The 21,494-nt window shown below is 70.9% G+C and carries 14 protein-coding genes; 4 read left to right on the top strand and 10 right to left on the bottom strand.

All coding sequences use genetic code 11. The features are described 5' to 3' along the window. Positions 1-65: 65 nt before the first annotated feature. Entirely contained in the window at positions 66-1,955 is a 1,890-nt protein-coding gene (locus AB0I83_RS05950) for a long-chain fatty acid--CoA ligase (RefSeq protein WP_356533362.1), read from the bottom strand. A 308-nt stretch (positions 1,956-2,263) separates the two neighbouring features. Next, entirely contained in the window at positions 2,264-4,138 is a 1,875-nt protein-coding gene (lepA, locus tag AB0I83_RS05945; RefSeq protein ID WP_356533360.1) for a translation elongation factor 4, read from the bottom strand. Positions 4,139-4,353: 215 nt separating this feature from the next. On the opposite strand from lepA, the gene rpsT reads away from it, so the two are divergent. Continuing rightward, a complete protein-coding gene (rpsT, locus tag AB0I83_RS05940) occupies positions 4,354-4,620 on the top strand; it encodes a 30S ribosomal protein S20 (RefSeq protein WP_356533358.1) in 267 nt (88 codons plus the stop codon). A gap of 532 nt (positions 4,621-5,152) precedes the next feature. Here the strand turns inward: rpsT and holA are convergent. Next, the gene (holA, locus tag AB0I83_RS05935) at positions 5,153-6,142 is read right to left on the bottom strand and encodes a DNA polymerase III subunit delta (RefSeq protein WP_356533356.1); all 990 of its coding nucleotides are present in this window, start codon (positions 6,140-6,142) and stop codon (positions 5,153-5,155) included. A gap of 103 nt (positions 6,143-6,245) precedes the next feature. On the opposite strand from holA, the gene AB0I83_RS05930 reads away from it, so the two are divergent. Next, positions 6,246-6,491: a hypothetical protein gene (locus AB0I83_RS05930; protein WP_356533355.1), complete on the top strand. Its 246-nt coding sequence runs from the start codon at positions 6,246-6,248 to the stop codon at positions 6,489-6,491. A 254-nt stretch (positions 6,492-6,745) separates the two neighbouring features. Here AB0I83_RS05930 and AB0I83_RS05925 read toward each other — a convergent pair whose 3' ends face one another. The 7 genes from AB0I83_RS05925 to leuS all read right to left on the bottom strand — a co-directional run bounded on the left by AB0I83_RS05925 (position 6,746) and on the right by leuS (position 18,023). Next, the gene (locus AB0I83_RS05925) at positions 6,746-7,630 is read right to left on the bottom strand and encodes a YceI family protein (protein WP_363303759.1); all 885 of its coding nucleotides are present in this window, start codon (positions 7,628-7,630) and stop codon (positions 6,746-6,748) included. A 226-nt stretch (positions 7,631-7,856) separates the two neighbouring features. Next, positions 7,857-8,729, bottom strand: coding sequence for an arylamine N-acetyltransferase (locus AB0I83_RS05920; protein ID WP_363303758.1), 873 nt, complete (start codon positions 8,727-8,729; stop codon positions 7,857-7,859). A 218-nt stretch (positions 8,730-8,947) separates the two neighbouring features. Next, a complete protein-coding gene (locus tag AB0I83_RS05915; protein WP_363303757.1) occupies positions 8,948-11,548 on the bottom strand; it encodes a ComEC/Rec2 family competence protein in 2,601 nt (866 codons plus the stop codon). Further along, complete coding sequence (locus AB0I83_RS05910) at positions 11,545-12,567, bottom strand: ComEA family DNA-binding protein (protein WP_363303804.1); 1,023 nt, start codon at positions 12,565-12,567, stop codon at positions 11,545-11,547. The genes AB0I83_RS05915 and AB0I83_RS05910 overlap by 4 nt, the downstream gene beginning before the upstream one ends. Positions 12,568-13,140: 573 nt before the next feature. Next, entirely contained in the window at positions 13,141-13,986 is an 846-nt protein-coding gene (locus tag AB0I83_RS05905; RefSeq protein ID WP_363303755.1) for a DegV family protein, read from the bottom strand. Between the two features lie 239 nt (positions 13,987-14,225). Then, positions 14,226-14,921, bottom strand: coding sequence for a hypothetical protein (locus tag AB0I83_RS05900; RefSeq protein ID WP_363303754.1), 696 nt, complete (start codon positions 14,919-14,921; stop codon positions 14,226-14,228). Between the two features lie 228 nt (positions 14,922-15,149). Next, complete coding sequence (leuS, locus tag AB0I83_RS05895) at positions 15,150-18,023, bottom strand: leucine--tRNA ligase (protein ID WP_363303753.1); 2,874 nt, start codon at positions 18,021-18,023, stop codon at positions 15,150-15,152. 500 nt (positions 18,024-18,523) lie between these two features. On the opposite strand from leuS, the gene AB0I83_RS05890 reads away from it, so the two are divergent. Both AB0I83_RS05890 and AB0I83_RS05885 read left to right on the top strand, forming a co-directional pair. Further along, positions 18,524-19,846 (top strand): hypothetical protein, encoded by a 1,323-nt coding sequence (locus AB0I83_RS05890; RefSeq protein WP_363303752.1) that lies wholly within the window; start codon positions 18,524-18,526, stop codon positions 19,844-19,846. Beyond that, on the top strand, positions 19,843-21,423 hold the full coding sequence (locus AB0I83_RS05885; protein ID WP_363303750.1) for an NADH-ubiquinone oxidoreductase-F iron-sulfur binding region domain-containing protein: 1,581 nt from the start codon (positions 19,843-19,845) through the stop codon (positions 21,421-21,423). The genes AB0I83_RS05890 and AB0I83_RS05885 overlap by 4 nt, the downstream gene beginning before the upstream one ends. The last annotated feature ends 71 nt before the right edge of the window (positions 21,424-21,494 follow it).

The following is a 21,494-nucleotide window of genomic DNA, read 5'->3' as shown; positions in this document are numbered from 1 at the left end:
AACGGGCCGGGGCCGGTGGACGCCTCCGCGTCCACCGGCCCCGGCCCGGAACCACTTCCCGCCGCTCACGCCTCGCGCGAACCCGCGTACATGTCGTCGATGAGGCCCTGGTACTCACGCTCGACGACCGGCCGCTTCAGCTTGAGGCTGGGGGTCAGCTCGCCGTGTTCGATGTCCAGGTCGCGCGGCAGCAGCCGGAACTTCTTGATGGTCTGCCAGCGCTGCATGCCCTCGTTGAGCCGCGTCACGTAGCCCTGGACGAGCTCCACGGTCTGCGGGGCCGCCACCACGTCGGCGTACGACCTGCCGCCCAGGCCGTTCTCCTCCGCCCAGCTGAGGATGGTCGGCTCGTCGAGCGCGATGAGGGCGGTGCAGAAGTTACGGTCGGCGCCGTGCACCAGGATGTTGGAGACGAACGGGCACACCGCCTTGAACTGCCCCTCGACCTCAGCCGGGGCGATGTACTTGCCGCCGGACGTCTTGATCAGGTCCTTCTTGCGGTCGGTGATCTTCAGGTAGCCGTCCTGGGAGAGCTCCCCGATGTCACCGGTGTGGAACCAGCCGTCGGACTCCAGCACCTCGGCGGTCTTCTCGGGCAGCCGGTGGTAGCCCTCCATCAGACCGGGGCCGCGCAGCAGGATCTCGCCGTCGTCCGCGATCCGGACCTCGGTGCCGGGGAGCGGCTTGCCGACGGTCCCGGTGCGGTACGCCTCGCCCGGGTTGACGAAGGAGGCGGCGCTGGACTCGGTGAGGCCGTAGCCCTCCAGGATGTGGATCCCGGCGCCGGAGAAGAAGAGGCCGATGTCGGGGGCGAGCGCGGCGGAGCCGGAGACGCAGGCGCGGAGCCGGCCGCCGAAGGCCTCGCGGATCTTCGCGAAGACGAGGGTGTCGGCGACCTTGTGCTTGGCTGCGAGACCGAAGGGCACCGAGGCCTTTCCGGTGCGCCGGAAGTTGTCCTGCGAGACCGTCGCGTACTCGCGGGCCACCCCCGCCGCCCACTGGAAGATCTTGTACTTGGCGCCGCCGCCGGCCCGCGCCTTGGCGGCGACCCCGTTGTAGACCTTCTCGAAGATGCGGGGGACGGCCGCCATGTAGGTCGGCTGGACGACCGGCAGGTTCTCGATGATCTTGTCGACACGGCCGTCGACCGCGGTGACGTGACCGACCTCGATCTGGCCGGAGGTGAGGACCTTGCCGAAGACGTGCGCGAGCGGGAGCCAGAGGTACTGGACGTCGCCCGCGGTGATCAGACCGGTCGCCACGGTCGCCTTGGCCATGTACGACCAGTTGTCGTGCGGTAGCCGTACGCCCTTGGGGCGGCCGGTGGTACCCGAGGTGTAGATGAGGGTGGCCAGCTGGTCGGGGGTGATGGCGGCGACGCGGTCGGTGATCGCGTCCGGGTTCTTCACCAGGTATTCGGCACCCCTGGCCTCGAGCTCGGCCAGTGTGAGGACCCAGCCCTCCGGATCACCCTCGACGGGCTCCACGCCCGCCGGGTCGATGACGACGACGTGGGCCAGGACGGGCAGCCCGGCCCTGCTCTCCCGGGCCTTCGCCAGCTGTGCCGCGTCCTCGGCGATGAGGACGCGGCTGTCGGAGTCGGCCAGGATGAAGGCGGACTCCTCAGTGTTCGTGGACGGATAGATCGTCGTCGTCGCCGCGCCCGCGCACATCACACCGAGGTCCGCGAGGATCCACTCGACGCGGGTGGAGGAGGCCAGCGCGACCCGCTCCTCGGGCAGCACACCGAGACCGATCAGCCCGGCCGCGATGGCGTGGACCCTCTCGGCGGCCTGCGCCCAGGTCAGCGACTTCCAGTCGTCGGGGCCCTGACCCGAGGCTGCCGGTACCGGATAGCGGTAGGCCTCCCCGTGCGGGGTGGCCGCCACGCGGTCGATGAAGAGGGTCGCCACGGAGGGCGGCCGGCTATCGATCAAGGTCTGTGTGTCGCTCACGACGTCCTCCGGGCCTGCGGCATTGCTACGACCGGCTTCTTGGGGCTGCTTGTGTTCCTGCTTCTCGTTCCCGCTGGGCCCGCTTGTTTAACTGGCGAGTAACAAGCGGGTGGTGATCAGAGTAGAGCGCGCGGGACCGTGGCGTAAGGGGCAACAGGCCGCCGCTTCATAACGAACCCGGCCCTTGTGCCGCGGACGTCCGCGGCACAAGGGCCAGTTGGGCCACCCCCGGGTACCTCCAGGTCGCCGCACCCCGGTCACGACCGGGACGGCGCTCCTGGGCGCACAGGGGTGGGGAGTGACGGGGATTACTTCTTGGCCTTGCCCTCGCCCGCCGACTCGTCGGTCGACAGCACGGAGATGAACGCGTCCTGCGGCACCTCCACGTTGCCGACCATCTTCATCCGCTTCTTGCCTTCCTTCTGCTTCTCCAGCAGCTTCCGCTTACGGGAGATGTCACCGCCGTAGCACTTGGCGAGGACGTCCTTGCGGATGGCGCGGACGGTCTCACGGGCGATGACCCGGGAGCCGATGGCCGCCTGGATCGGCACCTCGAAGTTCTGCCGGGGGATCAGCTTCTGCAGCTTGGCGACGAGCCGGACACCGTACGCGTACGCCTTGTCCTTGTGCGTGACCGCGGAGAAGGCGTCGACCTTGTCGCCGTGCAGCAGGATGTCGACCTTGACCAGCTGGGCGGACTGCTCACCGGTGGGCTCGTAGTCCAGGGAGGCGTAGCCGCGGGTCTTGGACTTCAGCTGGTCGAAGAAGTCGAAGACGATCTCGGCGAGCGGCAGGGTGTAGCGGATCTCGACCCGGTCCTCGGAGAGGTAGTCCATGCCGAGCAGGGTGCCGCGCCGGTTCTGGCAGAGCTCCATGATGGCGCCGATGAACTCGCTGGGCGCGAGGACGGTGGCCCTCACGACCGGCTCGTGCACCTTGTCGATCTTGCCTTCGGGGAACTCGCTCGGGTTGGTGACGATGTGCTCCGAGCCGTCCTCCATCTCCACGCGGTAGACCACGTTGGGGGCGGTGGCGATGAGCTCGAGGCCGAATTCGCGCTCGAGGCGCTCACGGACCACGTCGAGGTGCAGCAGGCCGAGGAAGCCGACGCGGAAGCCGAAACCGAGCGCGGCGGAGGTCTCCGGCTCGTACACCAGGGCGGCGTCGTTGAGCTGGAGCTTGTCCAGTGCCTCGCGGAGGTCCGGGTAGTCCGAGCCGTCCAGCGGGTAGAGCCCCGAGAACACCATCGGCTTGGGGTCCTTGTAGCCGCCCAGCGCCTCGGTCGCCCCCTTGTTCAGGGAGGTGATGGTGTCACCGACCTTGGACTGCCGGACGTCCTTCACACCGGTGATGATGTAGCCGACCTCGCCCACGCCGATGCCGTCGGCCGGGGTCATCTCCGGGGAGGAGACACCGATCTCCAGCAGCTCGTGGGTGGCGCCCGTCGACATCATCCGGATGCGCTCGCGCTTGTTGAGCTGCCCGTCGACGACCCTGACGTAGGTGACGACACCGCGGTAGGGGTCGTAGACCGAGTCGAAGATCATCGCGCGGGCGGCGGCGTCCGCCTGGCCGACCGGAGCCGGGACGTCCCGGACGACCCTGTCGAGCAGGGCGTCCACACCGACACCCGTCTTCGCCGAGACCTTGAGCACGTCCTCCGGCTGGCAGCCGATGAGGTTGGCCAGCTCCTCGGAGAACTTCTCAGGCTGCGCGGCGGGCAGGTCGATCTTGTTGAGCACCGGGACGATGGTGAGGTCGTTCTCCATCGCCAGATAGAGGTTGGCCAGCGTCTGCGCCTCGATGCCCTGAGCGGCGTCGACCAGGAGGACCGTGCCCTCGCAGGCGGCAAGGGACCGGGAGACCTCGTAGGTGAAGTCCACGTGGCCCGGGGTGTCGATCATGTTGAGGATGTGGGTCGCACCCTTGTCCCCGCCCTCGGTGGGCGCCCACGGCAGCCGGACGGCCTGGGACTTGATGGTGATGCCGCGCTCGCGCTCGATGTCCATCCGGTCGAGGTACTGAGCGCGCATCTGCCGCACGTCGACCACGCCCGTCAGCTGGAGCATCCGGTCGGCAAGCGTCGACTTGCCGTGGTCGATGTGCGCGATGATGCAGAAGTTGCGGATCAGCGCCGGGTCGGTACGGCTCGGCGCGGGCACGTTGGTGGGAGTCGCGGGCACGCAGGGTCCTGTTTCTTGAGACGCCGAACGCCGTGTCTCGGGTCGATGTCGGGTCGGACGGATCGATACGTAGCCTCCATCGTCCCACGCCTGCGGCACCGGGACCGGTTTGGGCCGGTCCCGTGGCGACTGCTAACGTGGGCAGCTGTGCCTCGTGGCCCTCAGAAGCGGCGTGGCGCACATAGGAGATCCAACGAACCTGAAAAGGCTCTTTCGTGGCGAACATCAAGTCCCAGATCAAGCGGAACAAGACGAACGAGAAGGCGCGCCTGCGCAACAAGGCCGTCAAGTCCTCGCTCAAGACCTCGATCCGCAAGGCCCGCGAGGCTGCCGCTGCCGGTGACGTCGAGAAGGCCACTGTGGCCGTCCGTGACGCGTCGCGCCAGCTCGACAAGGCTGTCTCGAAGGGTGTCATCCACAAGAACGCCGCCGCCAACAAGAAGTCGGCGCTGGCTGTCAAGGTTGCCTCCCTCCAGGGCTGAGCTACTGATGTGATCGCCGGAACGGACCCAGCGGGCCCTCTCTCCCGCTCCTGACCGGCACCCCGCGCCGCACACCGAACCTGCGTTCGCCACGCGGGTGCGGCGCACAAAGCTTTGTCCGAAGGCCCCGACCGATGTCCTCCCCAGGACGCCGGGCGGGGCTTTCGCGCGTGTGGCCGGCTGCGGGGGCTCGCGGCCGCTCGCAGCCGCAGGGGTGCGCCGCGGCGGGGCTTGCGGCCTTGGGGTGTGTTGCGGCGAGGCTTGCGCCTTGCGGTGTGCGCTGCGGCGAGGGCGCGCTTCAGCAGGGTGCGGGCCGACCGGGCGACAGCGTCCGGCGGCGCGTCGCAGGGTTGCTGCGGCCCGGGCTGCGGCAGCCCGTCGCCGGGTTCATGCCCGGAGCGCGGCGGTGCGTCGCAGGGTTGCGGCCCGGGCGCCTCGGGGTCGTCCCCACCATGCGTCTCGGTCCCGGGCAAGGTGCCTCTGGGGCCGGTAGCTGCCGCTGGGGGGATGGGCCGCGCGTGGGCGGAAGAACTCAGCGGCCTCCGGGGCGTGCGGCGCGGGCGACGGCGACCACGGCCTTCTCCAGGGCGTACTCGGGGTCGTCCCCGCCACCCTTGACGCCCGCGTCGGCCGCCGCGACCGCGATCAGCGCCGCGGCCACTCCGTCCGGTGTCCAGCCGCGCATCTGCTGGCGCACCCGGTCGATCTTCCAGGGCGGCATCCCGAGCTCACGAGCGAGATCCGCCGGTCGTCCGCCCCGGGCGGAGGAGAGCTTGCCGATCGCCCTGACGCCCTGCGCGAGGGCGCTGGTGATCAGGACTGGGGCCACCCCGGTCGACAGTGACCACCGCAGCGCCTCAAGGGCCTCAGCCGCGCGGCCCTCGACCGCACGGTCCGCGACGGTGAAGGACGAGGCCTCCGCGCGACCCGTGTAGTAGCGCCCGACGACTGCTTCGTCGATGGTGCCTTCGACGTCCGAGGCGAGCTGTGAGACGGCGCTCGCCAGCTCCCTCAGGTCACTGCCGATGGAGTCGACCAGTGCCTGGCACGCCTCGGGGGTCGCGGAGCGCCCGACTGCCCGGAATTCCGACCGGACGAAGGACAGCCGCTCGGCCGGCTTGGTCGTCTTGGGACACGCGACCTCTCGGGCCCCGGCCTTCCGCGCCGCGTCCAGCAGCCCTTTGCCCTTGGCCCCGCCCGCGTGCAGGAGTACGAGGGTGATCTCCTCGGCCGGAGCACCCATGTACGCCTTGACGTCCTTGATGGTGTCGGCGGACAGGTCCTGGGCGTTGCGAACGACCACCACCTTGCGCTCGGCGAAGAGCGACGGACTGGTCAGCTCGGCGAGCGTGCCGGGCTGCAGTTGATCGGGCGTGAGGTCGCGGACGTCCGTGTCGGCGTCGGAAGCGCGCGCCGTCGCGACCACGTGTTGCACGGCGCGGTCCAGGAGCAGGTCCTCCTGGCCCACGGCGAGAGTGACGGGGGCGAGCGGGTCGTCGGTGGAGTTGCGTCTGGTGGCCATCGCGCTCCAGCATCCCACGCCCCTGTGACAACGATGTGGGGCAGCCACGGCAGCTGCCCGCGCCCGTGCCACGGCAACAATGGGTGTATCGGAGAATGACCGGGTGAGCGATGTGAGACATGTGCTGGTCCTGCCCGACCGAGATGCCGCCGAGGCCGTCACCGAGGAGCTGCCCGACCGGTTCGGGGTGACCGAGGAGCCGCAACTCGTCCGGGACGCCCTGGCCGGGGAGGACGACGCCGAGGACGCCCAGTGGCTGGTGATCGTCGAGGACCCGTCCGGCAGGCTGGACCCCGCGGCGCTCGACGCGTTCGCTGCGGAGTACGAGGGCTGGCTGGAGACGCCGTAGCGGGAACTGTGCTGCCGCCCGATCGACCTGGACGCGGAACTCGGGCTTACGAGCCGGTCATGGCGCTTGGACACGGGCTCGACCTTGGTACGCCCAGCCAACAGTCCTGGCAGGCCGGTCGAGTCGGTTGGGGTCGGGTCGAGTCGGGCACTGTGGAGTCGGGTCCGGTCGTCCGGTCGGGTCCGGTCGGGTCCGGTCGGGTCCGGTCGGGTCCGGTCGGGTCCGGTCGTCCGGTCGGGTCCGGTCGGGTCCGGTCAGCCCTTGGGGACGATCTGGATGTCCATCTCGATCTTGATGCTCGGCCCGACCACCGCTATGCCACGCGCCAGCATCGTCTGCCAGGTGAGCGTGAAATCCTCGCGGTGCAGTTCGGTGGTCGCCCGGCAGGCGGCACGGGTCTCCCCCTCGATGCCGTTGCCGAGGCCCAGATACCGGGTGTCCAGGGTCACGGTGCGGCTCACTCCGTGCAGGGTGAGCGCACCGGTGACGCCCCAGCGGGCACCGCCGCGGTGGACGAAACGCTCGCTGTAGAACTCGAGTGTCGGGTAGCGCTCCACGTCGAGGAAGTCGCCGGAACGCAGATGATCGTCGCGCATCCGAACGTTCGTGTCGATCGACGAGGCGTCGATGACGACGTGCATGGCGGAGTTCTCCATACGGTCCGCGATCCGTACGGCGCCGGCAAAGGTGTTGAACCGGCCGTGGATTCGGGCCATGCCGATATGACGTGCGGTGAAGCCGATCTGCGTGTGCGCGGGCTCGATCTCCCATTCACCCGGGTCGGGGAGCTGTGGAGGCTGTGCCACCCGCAGGACCACGTCGCCGAGGCTCGTGTGTCCCCCTTCGGTCACCGGGACCGAGCCGTGGGAAGGAGTGAAGCCCTCGGCAGTCACGGCCAGGCGGTATTCACCCGCCGGTACCGTGGCGACCACGTTCCCGAAGGGATCGGTCTCGCCGCCGACGGCCTTCCGGCCCGAGCTGTCGGTGACGACGAAGTCCGCCCGCCGCACGGGTTCGGCCACGGGGTCGAGCACCCGGCAGCTGAGCATTCCGGCGCCTTGCGGGACCGGAAACCCGACTGGTCCGCTGCTCTGCTGGGTTCCGGACTTCGCTCTGCTGCCTAGCCAACGGCCGAACATGCGCACGTACTCCCGGGGCGGTGGTGACCTCGGACCCCTGGCAGTTGGACATCGTTGTCGGAGCAGCGGTCCGCCGACGAAGAGACATTCGATCACCATTGTGATGTTCGAGGCAAACACAGCAGCTCAGAGGCTGTTGTCCCGGACTGTGACGAGCTGTGCGCACCTGTGGATCCGTGCCATGGATGGTCCCTTTTCGTCCGTACGCCGTGCACCGGGCGTGTCATCACGTCAGGGGCTTCCGGACCTCGGGCACACGGTCAAGGTCCAGCCCGAAGTGGCAGCGATAGGCGCCGAGTACGTCGGAGTCGGCGGCCATCTCCGACGTGTACCGCTCACCCCGCACGGTCGTGATCAGAGTTCGGCCCCGGAGTGTCACCCGACCGTCCTCGGTGCGCCGCGAGCAGATGAGCGACCGGGTGAAGTGCGAATCGGGCGAGGTTCGGTGGAACCAGGAACCGACCCTGAACTCCGAGAGCGCGCGCGGCCGCAGATCCAGTCGGAACTGCGGCGTATCGTCCCGCCAGAGATCGAGGTCTCCCTCGGGCGCTCCGCCGAAGCGGAACCTGCCGCACGGATCGTCCTGGTCCGTGCGCACGTCCAGGGCGAGGGGCCTGAGGGCGTGGTCACCGAACCCCACATCGGCGAGCCACGGGCCCGTACCGTCCTCGGTGTCCACACGCAGCGCCATGTGGTCGTACGGAATGCCCAGCTCCCCGCCGCCGCCGCCGAAGACCCTGGCCTGGAGCAGGGTGACGCGGAAGCCGAGCCCGCGCAGCAGCGCGGCGAAGGCACCGTTGAGTTCGTAGCAGAAGCCACCCCGGCGGTCCGTCACGATCTTGTCGATGAGCTTCTCCTCGTCCAGGACGATGTCCTGGCCCAGGTGGATGGAGAGGTTCTCGAAGGGCACGGTCATCAGATGCCGGAGCTGCAGCTCTCGCAGAGCCTTCGCGTCGGGCCGCACCGGGCGGGTGGCCCCGATGCGCTCCAGGTAGGCGTCCACCCGTGCAGTGGCCGGAGCCGCGGGGGAATCGGCAGCAGGGGCAGTGGTGGTGGCGCCGTTGGGGGCGGGACACGACTGGGGCGGTTCCTCGTTCATACCGAAAGTCTGTCGCGGTACGCAGGACGACGCCATGCGCCACCGGCCTTGGGTCCACCGACGGAGGCGCGGCCCCGAGGACGAGCGACGTGATCGGCGTGCACGCCTTGACGAGCAAAGCGATCGTGGTGCAAGCCGTGAACCGAACCGGAGTCGGCATACGACCCCCGAACAGCGCGGGCAGACCACCTCATCACCTCTCACCTCATCACCTCTATTCATGATCGCCCCGCCGCGCGAAGCCCTGAACCGGCGCCCGAGACCGTGATGGCACCGTGGATGTCGGTCCGCAGAACCTCCGCCCCCGCGGCCTCCAGCGCTTCGATCGTCCGGGCAGCCGGATGGCCGTAAGGATTGTCCGTGCCACAGCTGATCAGGGCGAACCGCGGGCTGACGCTGCGCAGCAGAGCCGGATCCTGGTGGGCGGAGCCGTGGTGCGCGACCTTGAGTACGTCCACCCGGGGCAGGGCCGGATAGCTGCGCAACACCCCTTGCTGTGAGGGCGGTTCGAGGTCGCCGAGGAGAAGCAGGGTCAGCCCTGCGGACCGGACCAGAAGTGTGACGCTGGAGTCGTTCGGTTCCTCGCCGACGAAGATCGGCACCGCTCCTCGCGGGTCTGCCGCCGGCCAGAGCACCTGCCAGTCGAGAGGGCCCTCACGACGTCGCTCACCCGGAACGGCACGGACCGTCGGCACGTGCGCCGCTGCGGCCGTTCGCTTCACGAAGGCCGCCTGCTCCGGAGGTTCGTCCAGAACCGTCGTCTGGATCGCACCGACCTCCCGGCCCCTCAGCACGCCAGGGAGACCCCGCACATGATCTGCGTGGAAGTGGGTCAGCAGCAGGAGGGGCACGCGGGTGATCCCCAGCTCGCGCAGACACCGGTCCACGAGCCGAGGTTCGGGGCCCGTGTCCACGACCACACCCGTACCGTCCCCCGCGGCAAGCACCATGGCATCGCCCTGCCCCACGTCGCACAGGGCTAAGGCCCAGCCCGGGGGCGGCCATCCCGTGACGAACCGAGTGAGCGGTACCGGTCTCAGGATCGCGAGCACCAGCAGCAGCGCGGCGGCGGAGCAGATCCACGGGTGACGGGCCAGGCGGCGGGCGGAGAGCACCAGCGCCAACGTGAGGGCGGCGAGGAGGGCGGCACCGCGCCAGCCGCCCGGCCAGGAGGCCTCCGCCCCCGGCAGAGCGGCTCCGGAGCGGGCCACGGTTGCGATCCAGCCGACCGGCCAGCCGGCGACCGTGGCCAGGCCTTCCGCCGCCGTCATCCATGCCGGGGCGACGGCGAGCGCGGCGAACCCGAGGACCGTCGCGGGCGCGACGGCGAACTCGGCCAGCAGGTTGCAGGGAATGGCCACCAGACTGACCCGCGAGGCGAGGACCACGACCACGGGCGCGCAGACCGCCTGGGCCGCGCCGGCGGCGGCCAGTATCTCGGCGAGCCGCGCCGGGACACCACGCCGCTGCAGAGCACCGCTCCACCGCGGGGCGAGGACGAGGAGTGCCCCGGTCGCGAGCACCGAGAGCAGAAACCCGTAACTGCGGGCCAGCCACGGGTCGTACAGCACCAGCAGCAGAACGGCCGCGGCCAGAGCCGGGATCAGCGATCTGCGACGGCCCGTACCGATCGCGAGCAGTGTGATCAGCCCGCAGGCCGCCGCGCGCAGCACACTCGGTTCGGGACGGCAGACGATCACGAAGGCGAGTGCGATCCCGCCGCCGGTCATGGCGGTCATGCGCAAGGACAGGCCCAACCTGGGCGCCAGGCCTCGGCGTTCACTTCGCAGGGCTGCTCCCGGCGGCCCGATGAGAAGAAAGAGAAGAATCGAGAGATTCGCGCCCGAAACTGCCAGCAGGTGTGTGAGATCGGTGGCTTTGAAGGCGTCGTGCAGATCGGGCGGGACTCGGGAGGTGTCTCCCACCACCAGGCCAGGCAGGAGTGCCCGCGCATCGGTGTCGAGCCCGTCGGCGGCCTCCCGCAGGCCGGCACGCAGCCGTCCCGCACCACGTTGGAGGAGGGTGGGCCGCGACACCACTTCCGGGGGCTCGTCCGCACCGGTACCGAGTACGGCGGCGATGCGCTCCCCCTCGTGCCGCGGTGGCGCAAGCCGCCCGCTGACGTGGAGAGCTGTGGAGGGCAGCAGCTTCTTCCATCTCCCCGCCGCGTCGCCGGGAGCGACCATGACGAGGACCGGGGTACGGAGTGCGGTCGTCTTCCCGTCGGGGGCGGTCAGACGCGTGATCTCGGCATCCAGAAGCAGGGATGCGGGGGTGCTGTGGTCCCCCTGCACACGAGGCCTTGTCTGCCGCGGGTCGGACGTGACGGTCACCTCCGCTTCGACCCGGGCGTACGTCTGCGCCAGTCCGGGGACCGGACCGCTGCGGGCATCCGCGCCGTGCAGCGCGCCCGCCGTCGCCCCCGCCGCCGCGCACAGCAACACCGCGGCGACGGCGGTGCACGGCCGAGCGGGCCGCACACGCCATTCCGCGCTCGACACACTTCGCGCCCCCTCGGGGCCCGCCGCCCCCGGTGGGCTCCCGCACCGTGACGCCCCGCCGGTTCGGCCATCAGCGGCCCGGCCGTCGCCCGTCCGGCCGCCAGCGGTTCGGGATACGACGATCAGGCCCAGGCCCGCGCAGAAGCAGAGAAGGGCTCCCACTGCCGCCCAGCGGCCCGGCGCACCCAGCGCCACCACGGCAGCACCCCATACCGCCAGGGCGGGAGGAACCAGCCGGAGGTCGGCCGGGCCCTCCTGCCGCGGGTCGGCGTCACCCAACCGCTGACCTGAGTCCCTGTGCACGTCCGGGCTGTTCATGGCGTGACCAGCGCCCGAAGATCCGCGAACCGGCGATCACCGATCCCGTTGACCTCACGCAGCTCGTCGACCGAGCGGTAACCACCGTGCTCCGTCCGGTAGTCGAGGATGTGCTGGGCCAGGACCGGCCCGACACCGGGCAGGGTTTCGAGTTGCTCGACGGTGGCCGTTCCGAGGCTGAGCGGCGCCGACGGCCCGGCTTGCCCCGTCCCCGGGCTACCGCCGCCAGGCGGCGGCTGCGCGGCGGGCAGCCCCACCAAGACCTGTTCGCCGTCCGTCAGGACACGCGCACGGTTGAGTCCCGTGAGATCCGCGCCCTCACGCACGCCTCCCGCCGCATTCAAGGCGTCCGCGACCCGTGAGCCCGCCGGCAGATGCTGAATGCCCGGCAGCCGCACCTTGCCGCTCACGTCGACGACGATCCGCCCGCCCTGCGCCGAGGGTGCCGAGGACCCGGCGGACGGGCCGGAGGAGGTACCCGGCCCTTGAGCGCCCGAGGCTCCCGACCCGGCTGGTTGGACCGCGGCTGCTTCCGCCACCCGCTCGGGAGCACGTACGGCCTCGGGGCGGGCGGACCAGAAGTGGGTCGTGGCGAGAACCGCGGCACCCGCCAGAACGACGGCCAGAGCGATGAGGGCGCGTGGCTCCAGACCGCAGCGGAGTTGCACCCACAGGGGTAAGCGGTCGCGCAGCGCGGTCCCGGCTTCCCGCCACCGCCCCTGACGCACGGCGGAGGTGCCGGCCGGGCGAGGTGGGGCGAAGGTACCGGCCGCTCCGATGCCCACCGAGCGAGACACCGCGGAGGTTCCGGGCTCACTGATGACCGCCGAGCGGGACGCGGCGACCGTGGGCCCCGGAGCGGTCCCCGCGTCCGGGCGGGTGCGCGTCTCCGGACCGACGGCCCAGGAGGGCGCCTCGCGGCCGCGCCCGGGCTCGGACTCGCGCCCGGGCTCAGGCTCGGCCAGTGGCGTCCCTTCGGTGTTCGTCCCCCTGCCCGTCGGCGAGCGGCCGCCTGCCATCAGCGCGTTCGCCCGAAGCCGGGAGACCGCGGCGACTTCCGCTTCTTCACCGCGCGCGAGCCGCCGCCTGCGTCCATGACGGGCGCCGAGCGCGGTGCCGGGCGAGGTACCGGCCGCTCCCCCCGGGCGGACGCCGGACCTGTGGCGGGCACGCCCGGCCGGCCCCGCCCCGCTCACCGGACGGCGAGGAGCCTGGTGTGCACTGGTGTCGGCGTACGTGCCCGTGGCGGTGTACTCGTTCGCACCGGCGTACTCGTTCGCACCGGCGTAAGTAGCCGCGCCGGCTTGCCTTCCGGCACTCGCGTCCCTGCCCACACGTGCCTCGGTGTCGGCGTTGGCATTCGTGCCGGTGCGCGCGAACGGGGCGGTCTCCCGCTCGGCGGGGCGACCGGAAGCAACGCGCTTCGCACCGCTGGTCAGTTCCTGCGGGAGGGTCGGGCGGCTTAACGTGTGAAGTGTTTCGTAGGTCATGCCTCACGACGCTAGACACTTCTGCTGAAATTCGCCGACCTGCCCCATATCCGGTGGATAACTCGCCAGTTGTGAATATCTCCGCCACCCGCCGGAGTGAATTCAGCGCGGTGAGACCACCGCTCCCAGCAGCCCCGGACCGGTGTGCGCTCCGATGACGGCTCCGACTTCGCTCACGTACAGCTCGGCGAGCCCGGGCACCCGTCCGCGCAACCGGTCCGCGAGCCGCTCGGCTCCCTCAGGCGCGGCAAGATGGTGCACGGCGATGTCCACCGCGCCCGCACCCGCCCGCGCCGCGACGATCTCCTCGAGCCGCGCGATCGCCTTCGACGCCGTCCGTACCTTCTCCAGCAGTTCGATACGACCGCCCTCCAGTTGGAGCAGCGGCTTGACCGCGAGGGCGGACCCCAGCAGCGCCTGGGCGGCACCTATACGGCCGCCCCGGCGCAGATAGTCCAGGGTGTCGACGTAGAAGAACGCGGAAGTTCCGGCCGCACGCTTCTCGGCCGCGGCGACCGCCTCGTCCAGCCCGCCCCCCGCCTCGGCGGTCTCGGCTGCGGCGAGCGCGCAGAATCCCAGGGCCATGGCCACCATGCCGGTGTCGACGACGCGCACCGGCACGGGTGCGTCCTTGGCCGCGACCAGCGCGGCGTCGTACGTGCCGGAGAGCTCGGCGGAGAGATGGAGGGAGATGACACCGGCGGCACCGGCCTCCGCAGCCGCACGGTAGGCAGCGGCGAAGATCTCCGGGCTGGGCCGTGACGTGGTGACGGAACGACGCTTCTGCAGAGCCAGGGCCAAGGACCGCGCCGAGATCTCCGTGCCTTCCTCGAGCGCCTGATCACCCAGGACGACGGTCAGCGGCACCGCGGTGATGCCGTGCCGTTCCATCGTCTGGCGCGGCAGGTAGGCCGTTGAATCGGTGACGATAGCGACATGGCGGGACATGAGCCGGAGATTACCTTCCAGGGAGCGGACACGGCAGCCCGGGACCGACCTGCTGATCATGTCCGGTCGCCCTGAAAACATTCATCGACGCGGCTCGGACATGACTCGCCAGGTGGGGACATGTCCTGTCGTGTTCCGAAGGCTGCTCGACCCGGGTCCCGTACGGCGGGTGGTGGGCCGCTGTGGACCCGGCGTCCTGGCCATCGCCGGAGCACGGTGTCGCCCGGCTTCAGGTCGGCTCAGTTCGTGGTCTCCGGCTTGGCCGACTTCTGCCACGGGTAGCCGGTGCCCAGCCGCGGATCCGGAGAGGTGATCGCCTGCGGCGACGGCTCGTCGGCCGGAGCGCTCCAGTTGTGCCCGGCCCCGTCGCCGCCCGGCGTCTGCGGCTCCTCCGTCGTCCAGTGCCGCAGGGCACCGGCCTCCACGTCGATCTGCGCGTTGAGCGCGGCGAGGTCGTCGTCGGCGAACTGCCTGGCCCGGTCACGCGCCGCCCAGCGCAGCGACTCGGCCGAGTGCGTGATGCGCTGGGTGCGTTCCTTGAGGCCGGGCAGGAGGGTGGCCACCGTCGCCCGGTCCGGTTCGCGCTCAAGCCTCTTGAGGTCCTCGTCGAGCTCGCGCCCGTGGGCGCTCAGGCGCTGGAAGAGGCTCAGGGACTCGGACAGGGAGGCGTCCTCCGCCACCCCGGCGTTCAGTGCGTCCTGTGTGGCACGCATCGACGTCCGCAGGGCGAGCCGCAGCTGTGCGAGTTCCCCGGGCACACCCGGCTGACCGTAGCTCTTCGCCCGCAGCGTGGTGTCCTCCACGGAGCGGCGTGCCTGCGAGATCGTCCGGTCCACGCCACGCTTGGCCACTCGAACCGCCTTGACGCCGGCGTACACACCGAGCGCCATGAAAGCGACGAACAGCAGCGTCAGGATCAGGATCACGGTTTCCATGAACGCCCCTCGGTCTTCGGCTCGGCTGCCGTGTGCGGCCCACCCCTCCACGGTAAACGGAACGGGCAGGTTGGGGGTTCCACAGGAACCCCCAACCTGCCCGTAGGGGAAAGCCCCCGTAGGGGAATGCCCCCTTAGGGAGCGGGGCCCCCACCGCCCGGCCCGGGTGAGTGCGACGGACCGCCAGCGGCGGCCTCGCGCCCGGCGGCGCGGCCCGCCCCGGAGTGGTTACGCGGGCACGATGTTGACCAGCTTCGGCGCCCGGACGATCACCTTGCGGATCCCGGCCCCGCCCAGTGCGGCGACGACGTTCTCGTCGGCCAGGGCCAGTGCTTCCAGCTCCTCGTCCGTGATCGACGGGGAGACCTCCAGGCGCGCCCTGACCTTGCCCTTGACCTGCACCACGCAGGTGACGGTCTCGTCGACGACGTACGCCGGGTCGGCGACGGGGAAGTCCTGGTGCACGACGGACTCGGTGTGGCCCAGCCGGCGCCACAGTTCCTCCGCCACGTGCGGCGCCAGCGGTGCGATCAGCAGCACCAGCCGCTCGGCGACCGGCCGCGACAGCGGACCGCCCGTCTTCGTCAGATGGTTGTTCAGCTCGGTGACCTTGGCGATGGCCGTGTTGAAGCGCATGCCGGCCATGTCCTGACCGACGCCGTCGATGGCCTTGTGCAGCGCACGCAGGGTGTCCTCGCCGGGCTCGGTGTCGACGACGGTCACCTCACCGGTCTCCTCGTCGACGATGTTGCGCCACAGTCGCTGCAGCAGCCGGTACTGGCCGACCACCGCGCGGGTGTCCCACGGACGGGAGACGTCCAGCGGGCCCATGGCCATCTCGTACAGCCGCAGGGTGTCGGCGCCGTACTCTCCGCAGATCTCGTCCGGCGTCACGGCGTTCTTCAGGGACTTGCCCATCTTGCCCAGGACACGGCTGACCTTCTCGCCACCGTGGTAGTAGGCCCCGTCACGCTCCTCGACCTCGGTGGCCGGGACCGCGATGCCGCGGCTGTCCCGGTAGACGAAGGCCTGGATCATGCCCTGGTTGTACAGCTTGTGGAACGGCTCGGCCGACGAGATGTGCCCCAGGTCGTGCAGCACCTTGGACCAGAAACGGGCGTACAGCAGGTGCAGCACCGCGTGTTCCGCGCCGCCGACGTACAGGTCGACACCGCCGGTGGGCTGCCCCTCCCGCGGGCCCATCCAGTACTGCTCGATCGCCGGGTCGACCAGCCGCTGGTCGTTGTTCGGGTCCAGGTAGCGCAGCTCGTACCAGCAGGAACCGGCCCAGTTGGGCATGGTGTTCGTCTCGCGTCGGTACTTTCGGGGACCGGCACCGTCGCCCAGGTCCAGCGTGACGTTGACCCAGTCGGCGTTGCGGGACAGCGGGGTCTCGGGCTGGGTGTCGGCGTCCTCCGGGTCGAAGGTGCGCGGCGAGTAGTCCTCGACCTCGGGCAGCTCCAGCGGCAGCATCGACTCGGGCAGCGGGTGGGCGACGCCCTCCTCGTCGTAGACGATCGGGAACGGCTCGCCCCAGTAGCGCTGACGGCTGAACAGCCAGTCGCGCAGCCGGAAGTTGACCGTGCCCTCACCGACGCCACGTGCCTGCAGCCACTCCGTGATCTTCGCCTTGGCCTCGACTACGCCCAGGCCGTCCAGCGAGATCTCGTCGTTGGCGGAGTTGACCAGTTTCGCCTCGTACGAGGCGAACGCGTTCTCCCACGTCGAAGCGTCCAGGCCACGGTCGTCCGACGGCTGGACGACACAGCGCATCGGCAGCTCGAAGGCGCGCGCGAACGCGAAGTCGCGCGCGTCGTGCGCCGGTACAGCCATGATCGCGCCGGTGCCGTAACCCATCAGGACGTAGTCGGCGATGAAGACGGGAACCTTCTCGCCGCTGACGGGGTTGGTCGCGTAGGCGCCGGTGAAGACGCCGGTCTTGTCCTTGGCCTCCGCCTGGCGCTCGACGTCGGACTTGGCCGCTGCCTGCTTGCGGTATGCGTTGACGGCCTCGGCCGGGTTCGCGTGGCCGCCGGTCCACACCGGGTGCGTGCCTTCGGGCCAGGAGGCGGGAATGATCCGCTCGACCAGTTCGTGTTCGGGCGCCAGCACCATGTAGGTCGCACCGAACAGGGTGTCCTGGCGGGTGGTGAAGACGGTGATGTCCCCGGCTCCGTCGACCGGGAAGTCGACGCGCGCGCCCTCGGAGCGGCCGATCCAGTTGCGTTGCTGCAGCTTGATGGCCTCCGGCCAGTCCAGCCCGTCCAGGTCGTTCAGCAGCCGGTCGGCGTAGGCGGTGATCCGCATGTTCCACTGACGCAGTTTGGCCTTGAAGACCGGGAAGTTGCCGCGCTCGGAGCGGCCGTCGGCCGTCACCTCTTCGTTGGCCAGCACGGTGCCCAGGCCGGGCGACCAGTTGACGGGTGCTTCGGACGCGTAGGCCAGGCGGTGTCGCCCCAGGACCTCGGCGCGTTCGCCGGCGGTCAGCGAACCCCACTCCTGGCCGTCCGGGAGCTGGCGCTCACCGCTCTCGAACTGGGCGACCAGTTCGGCGATCGGGCGGGCACGGTCGGCCTCCGCGTCGTACCAGGAGTTGAAGATCTGCAGGAAGATCCACTGCGTCCACTTGTAGTAGTCCGCGTCGATCGTCGCGAAGGAGCGGCGATTGTCATGGCCCAGGCCCAGCCGACGGAGCTGGACCTTCATGTTCTTCATGTTGGCCTCGGTGGAGACCCGCGGGTGCGTGCCCGTCTGCACCGCGTACTGCTCGGCCGGCAGGCCGAAGGCGTCGAAGCCCAGCGTGTGCAGGACGTTGTGCCCGGTCATCCGCTGGTGACGGGCGTACACGTCGGTGGCGATGTACCCCAGCGGGTGGCCGACGTGCAGACCGGCGCCCGAGGGGTACGGGAACATGTCCATGATGAAGCGCTTCGGCTTGGCGGCCAGCTCCGGATCGTCCGCCAGGTCACCGGTCGGGTTGGGCGCCTCGTACGTCCCCTCGGCGTCCCAGAAGTCCTGCCAGCGTGCCTCGATGTCGGCAGCCATCGCTGCCGTGTAGCGGTGCGGCGCGGCCGTCTCGGCCGCGGTGTTCGTCTCGCTCATGATCCTCAAAGCTCCATCGATCGTCATCTGCCGGGCGCCCACGTCCACGGACACACGTGTAGGGACACACGTCTACGGAAACGAAAAATCCCCTCGCACAGGAGGGGACGCCGCGCCGATTCCGACCAGGCGTTCTCACCGGTCGGGAGTTGTCAGCGCGGCTCGCTAAGCAGAAGGCCTACGGCACGCATGGCGTCAGGGTACCGCAAGGGCCCGGCGCGGGGCCCGGCAGACGGCCTGCACGGGATCCGTCCGGGAACCGCCCGCTCCAGAGTTCCGATCGCACTCGACGGCCACGAACTCTCCGCAGGACCTACACACTCCGGAGGTTACTCCGCGTACTGCCCCCTATCGGGGCAACAGTTCAAACCTCGTACCGGCCAGTATGCGGCGACCTAGCATGCGGCAACGGGACCGCTTTGCCGAGCCATTCGGAGTCGCCCCCCATGAAGCCTCATCGCAGGATCCGCTCGTCCCCCTCCCTGAGCCGCAGCCCAGGCATGAGCCGCCCTCTGCAGGGCGGGGCCACCGTCGCGGCACTGATCCTCATTCCGCTGCTCGCCGTCGCGGGAAGCGACGGCATACGCGCCGCGTTCGACTTCACCACCGGCGTACTGACGCTGGTGTCGCTCACCGCGGCGGTCGCCTGGGGCCTGCTGGCCACCGACCGGCTGTTCCTCTCGACCCGTCAGCGGCTGCTCTGCCAGGGCATCCACCGGGCCGCCGCCGTCACCTCGCTCGGCTTCCTCCTGCTGCACGGCACGGTGAAGGTCGCGCTCGGCCATGTCGGGCTCATCGGTGCGCTCATACCGTTCGGCACCGGCGTGAGCGGCACCGCCGGTCTGATCGGCTTCGGCTCACTGGCCGGGCTGCTGATGATCGTCACCGCGGCCACCGGGGCCATGCGCAGCGCGTTCGCCACCCCTGGCAGGATCGCCGGCCGTTGGCGCGCCCTGCACGCCCTGGCCTACCCGGCCTGGTGTTCCGCCCTGGTCCACGGTCTCTACGCCGGGAGGCAGCCCGCGACCTGGGTCGTCGTGATGTACATACTCTGCCTGCTGGCAGTGGCTGCCGCGCTCTGCCTGCGCCTGCTCCCCGGCCCCGCCAAGCGGCTGGTGACCGAGCTGATCACCGACCTGATCGGCTCGGACGGTCCGCCGCAGACCTCCGACACGGTCGTACGCTCCTCACCACTCCCCGGAGCGGACCACACGCCTCCGCAGCCCCGCCGCGGTCTGCCGCCCGACGCCCCGGGCTGGGGCGACGACGACTTCCACGACCGAGGCGTGCGCGGCACCCCGGTACGCCCGCGGACACTGACCGCGCCCGCACCCTCATTCCCTACCTCCGGCACGGATGGGCACGAGTCCACGGCGTACGCGGCGAAGCCCTACGGGCAGCAGCGGTACGAGCCGGAGCCCCACACGCGGGCCCCCTACACGGAGCCCCTGTACGAGCAGACCCGGCCCGAGCAGCCTCCGTACGAGCCCCTGCGGCACGAGCCCCCGCCGTACGAACCACCGCCGCGCGGCTCCGACCGGCTCGGACCGGGCCCGTCCCCCGGTGCGGCCGCGGGCCCTCGGCCCGGCATATCGGCGGCGTACCGGGCCGTCTCCCGTCCGTCGGTCCGTCCGCCGGAGGGGGCGGACGGACGCTGGCCCGCGCCCTCGCCCGCGCCCCCCGCGCAGGCCCCCGGGCCCGGCCACACCCCCTACCCGCCGCCGCCCGCATCCGGCCAGGAGACCGAGCAGCTGCCGCCGGGACCGCTCTATCCGCCCCCGCCCGGGGCGCCCTGGCACGCACCCGCAGGAGACCGACCGTGAACGTCCCCCTCCCCGATGTACCCGAGGTCCGCGTCGTCGGCCTCCCCCAGCTGACCACCGGCTTCGACCTGGTGGAACGCCTCGATCTCGCCATGCACCTGAAGGTGCACGGCCCGCTCGAACCCATGACGGGCGAGCGGCTCGCAGAGCTGGCGGAGTCCATCTCGCTGCGCGGCCGCGGCGGCGCCGGATTCCCCTTCGGGAAGAAGCTGCGCGCGGTCGCGAAGGCGTCCATTCGGCGCGGGGTCCGGCCCGTCGTCGTGATCAACGGCAGCGAGGGTGAGCCCGCCTGCCGCAAGGACACCGTGCTGCTCAACCGGGCCCCGCACCTCATCCTGGACGGCGCGCTGCTCGCGGCCGAGGCGCTCGGCGCCCGCACCCTGGTCGTGGCCGTCACGCGCAATTCGACGGAGATCTCCGTCCGGACCGCCCTGGCGGAGCGCGGCCTGTCCGACCGGCGGGGGCAACACCTGCGCGCCCGCGTGGTCCGCACCCCGGAACGCATGGTCTCCGGGGAGGCCTCGGCGGTCATCCGGGCGGTGAACGGCGGTCCCGCCCTGCCACCGGGCCGCCGCGAGCGCGCGGCGGAGTCGGGGGTGGCCGGCGCGCCGACACTCCTGTCGAACGCGGAGACCTACGCGCAGCTCGCGGTCGCCGCCCGTATCGGCTCCCGCCGCTACGGCCACACGGGGCTGCACGACGAGCCGGGCACGGTCCTGCTGACCGTCTCCGGGGCCGTGGCGCGCCCCATGGTGATAGAGGTGCCCACCGGGGTGCCCCTGCGGTACGTCCTCCAGCTGGCCGGAGCCCCTCCGCTGCCCCAGGGCGTACTCACCGGCGGCTATCACGGCAACTGGATCGACGCGGTGGCCTCGCACGACGCCGTGATCTCCAGAGCCTCCCTGGCCGCGGTGGGCGGCGCTCTCGGCGCCGGGGCCGTCCTTCCGATCGGCCCCGAGACCTGTCCGATCGGTGAGTCGCTGAGAATCGCGAACTGGCTGGCCGCCGAGACCGCCGGGCAGTGCGGCCCCTGCAAGCTCGGGCTGCCGGCCGCGGCGGGCGGACTCTCGGACGTCCTGAACGGTGGCGGTCCCGCGGCGCTGGAGGCGTTGCGCGAGGTCACCCAGGCCGTGAAGGGCCGCGGCGCCTGCAAGCATCCCGACGGATCGGCACGCTTCCTGGCATCCACCCTCTCCGCGTTCACGGACGACCTCGCCGCGCACGTCCTGGACGGGAGCTGCGGGCGGGAAACACTCGGGGTGCTGCCGCTGCCCGCCCCTGGCTACGAGAACCTGGAGGAGTCCATCCCGAGCGGTGAGAAGCTCGCCGTGGACTGGACGCTCTGCCAGGGGCACGGCCTCTGCGCGGACATCGTCCCCGAGCTGATCAGGCTGGGTGCCGACGGCTACCCCGCACTCGCGGACGCCGCCGTTCCGATGCACCTGCGGGGCCGGGCCCAGCGCGCCGTACGCCGCTGCCCGGCGCTCGCGCTGCGCATCGAACAGGCGGCCCCGGCCGAACGCCCCGCGCTGCCCCGCAGCGCACCGCGCAAGGCTCTCGGCGGCGGCCGGAACTGACCGGCGGCTCCTGCCCGGCGAGAGCGGGACGAGCGGCACGACGAGAAGCGGGTCACCCGATGAGGATGACC

The sequence above is a fragment of the Streptomyces sp. NPDC049970 genome (assembly GCF_040660235.1).
Lineage (GTDB): Bacteria > Actinomycetota > Actinomycetes > Streptomycetales > Streptomycetaceae > Streptomyces.
The sequence above is the reverse complement of the archived record's forward strand: the minus strand, read 5'-3'. Positions and strand labels throughout refer to the sequence as shown.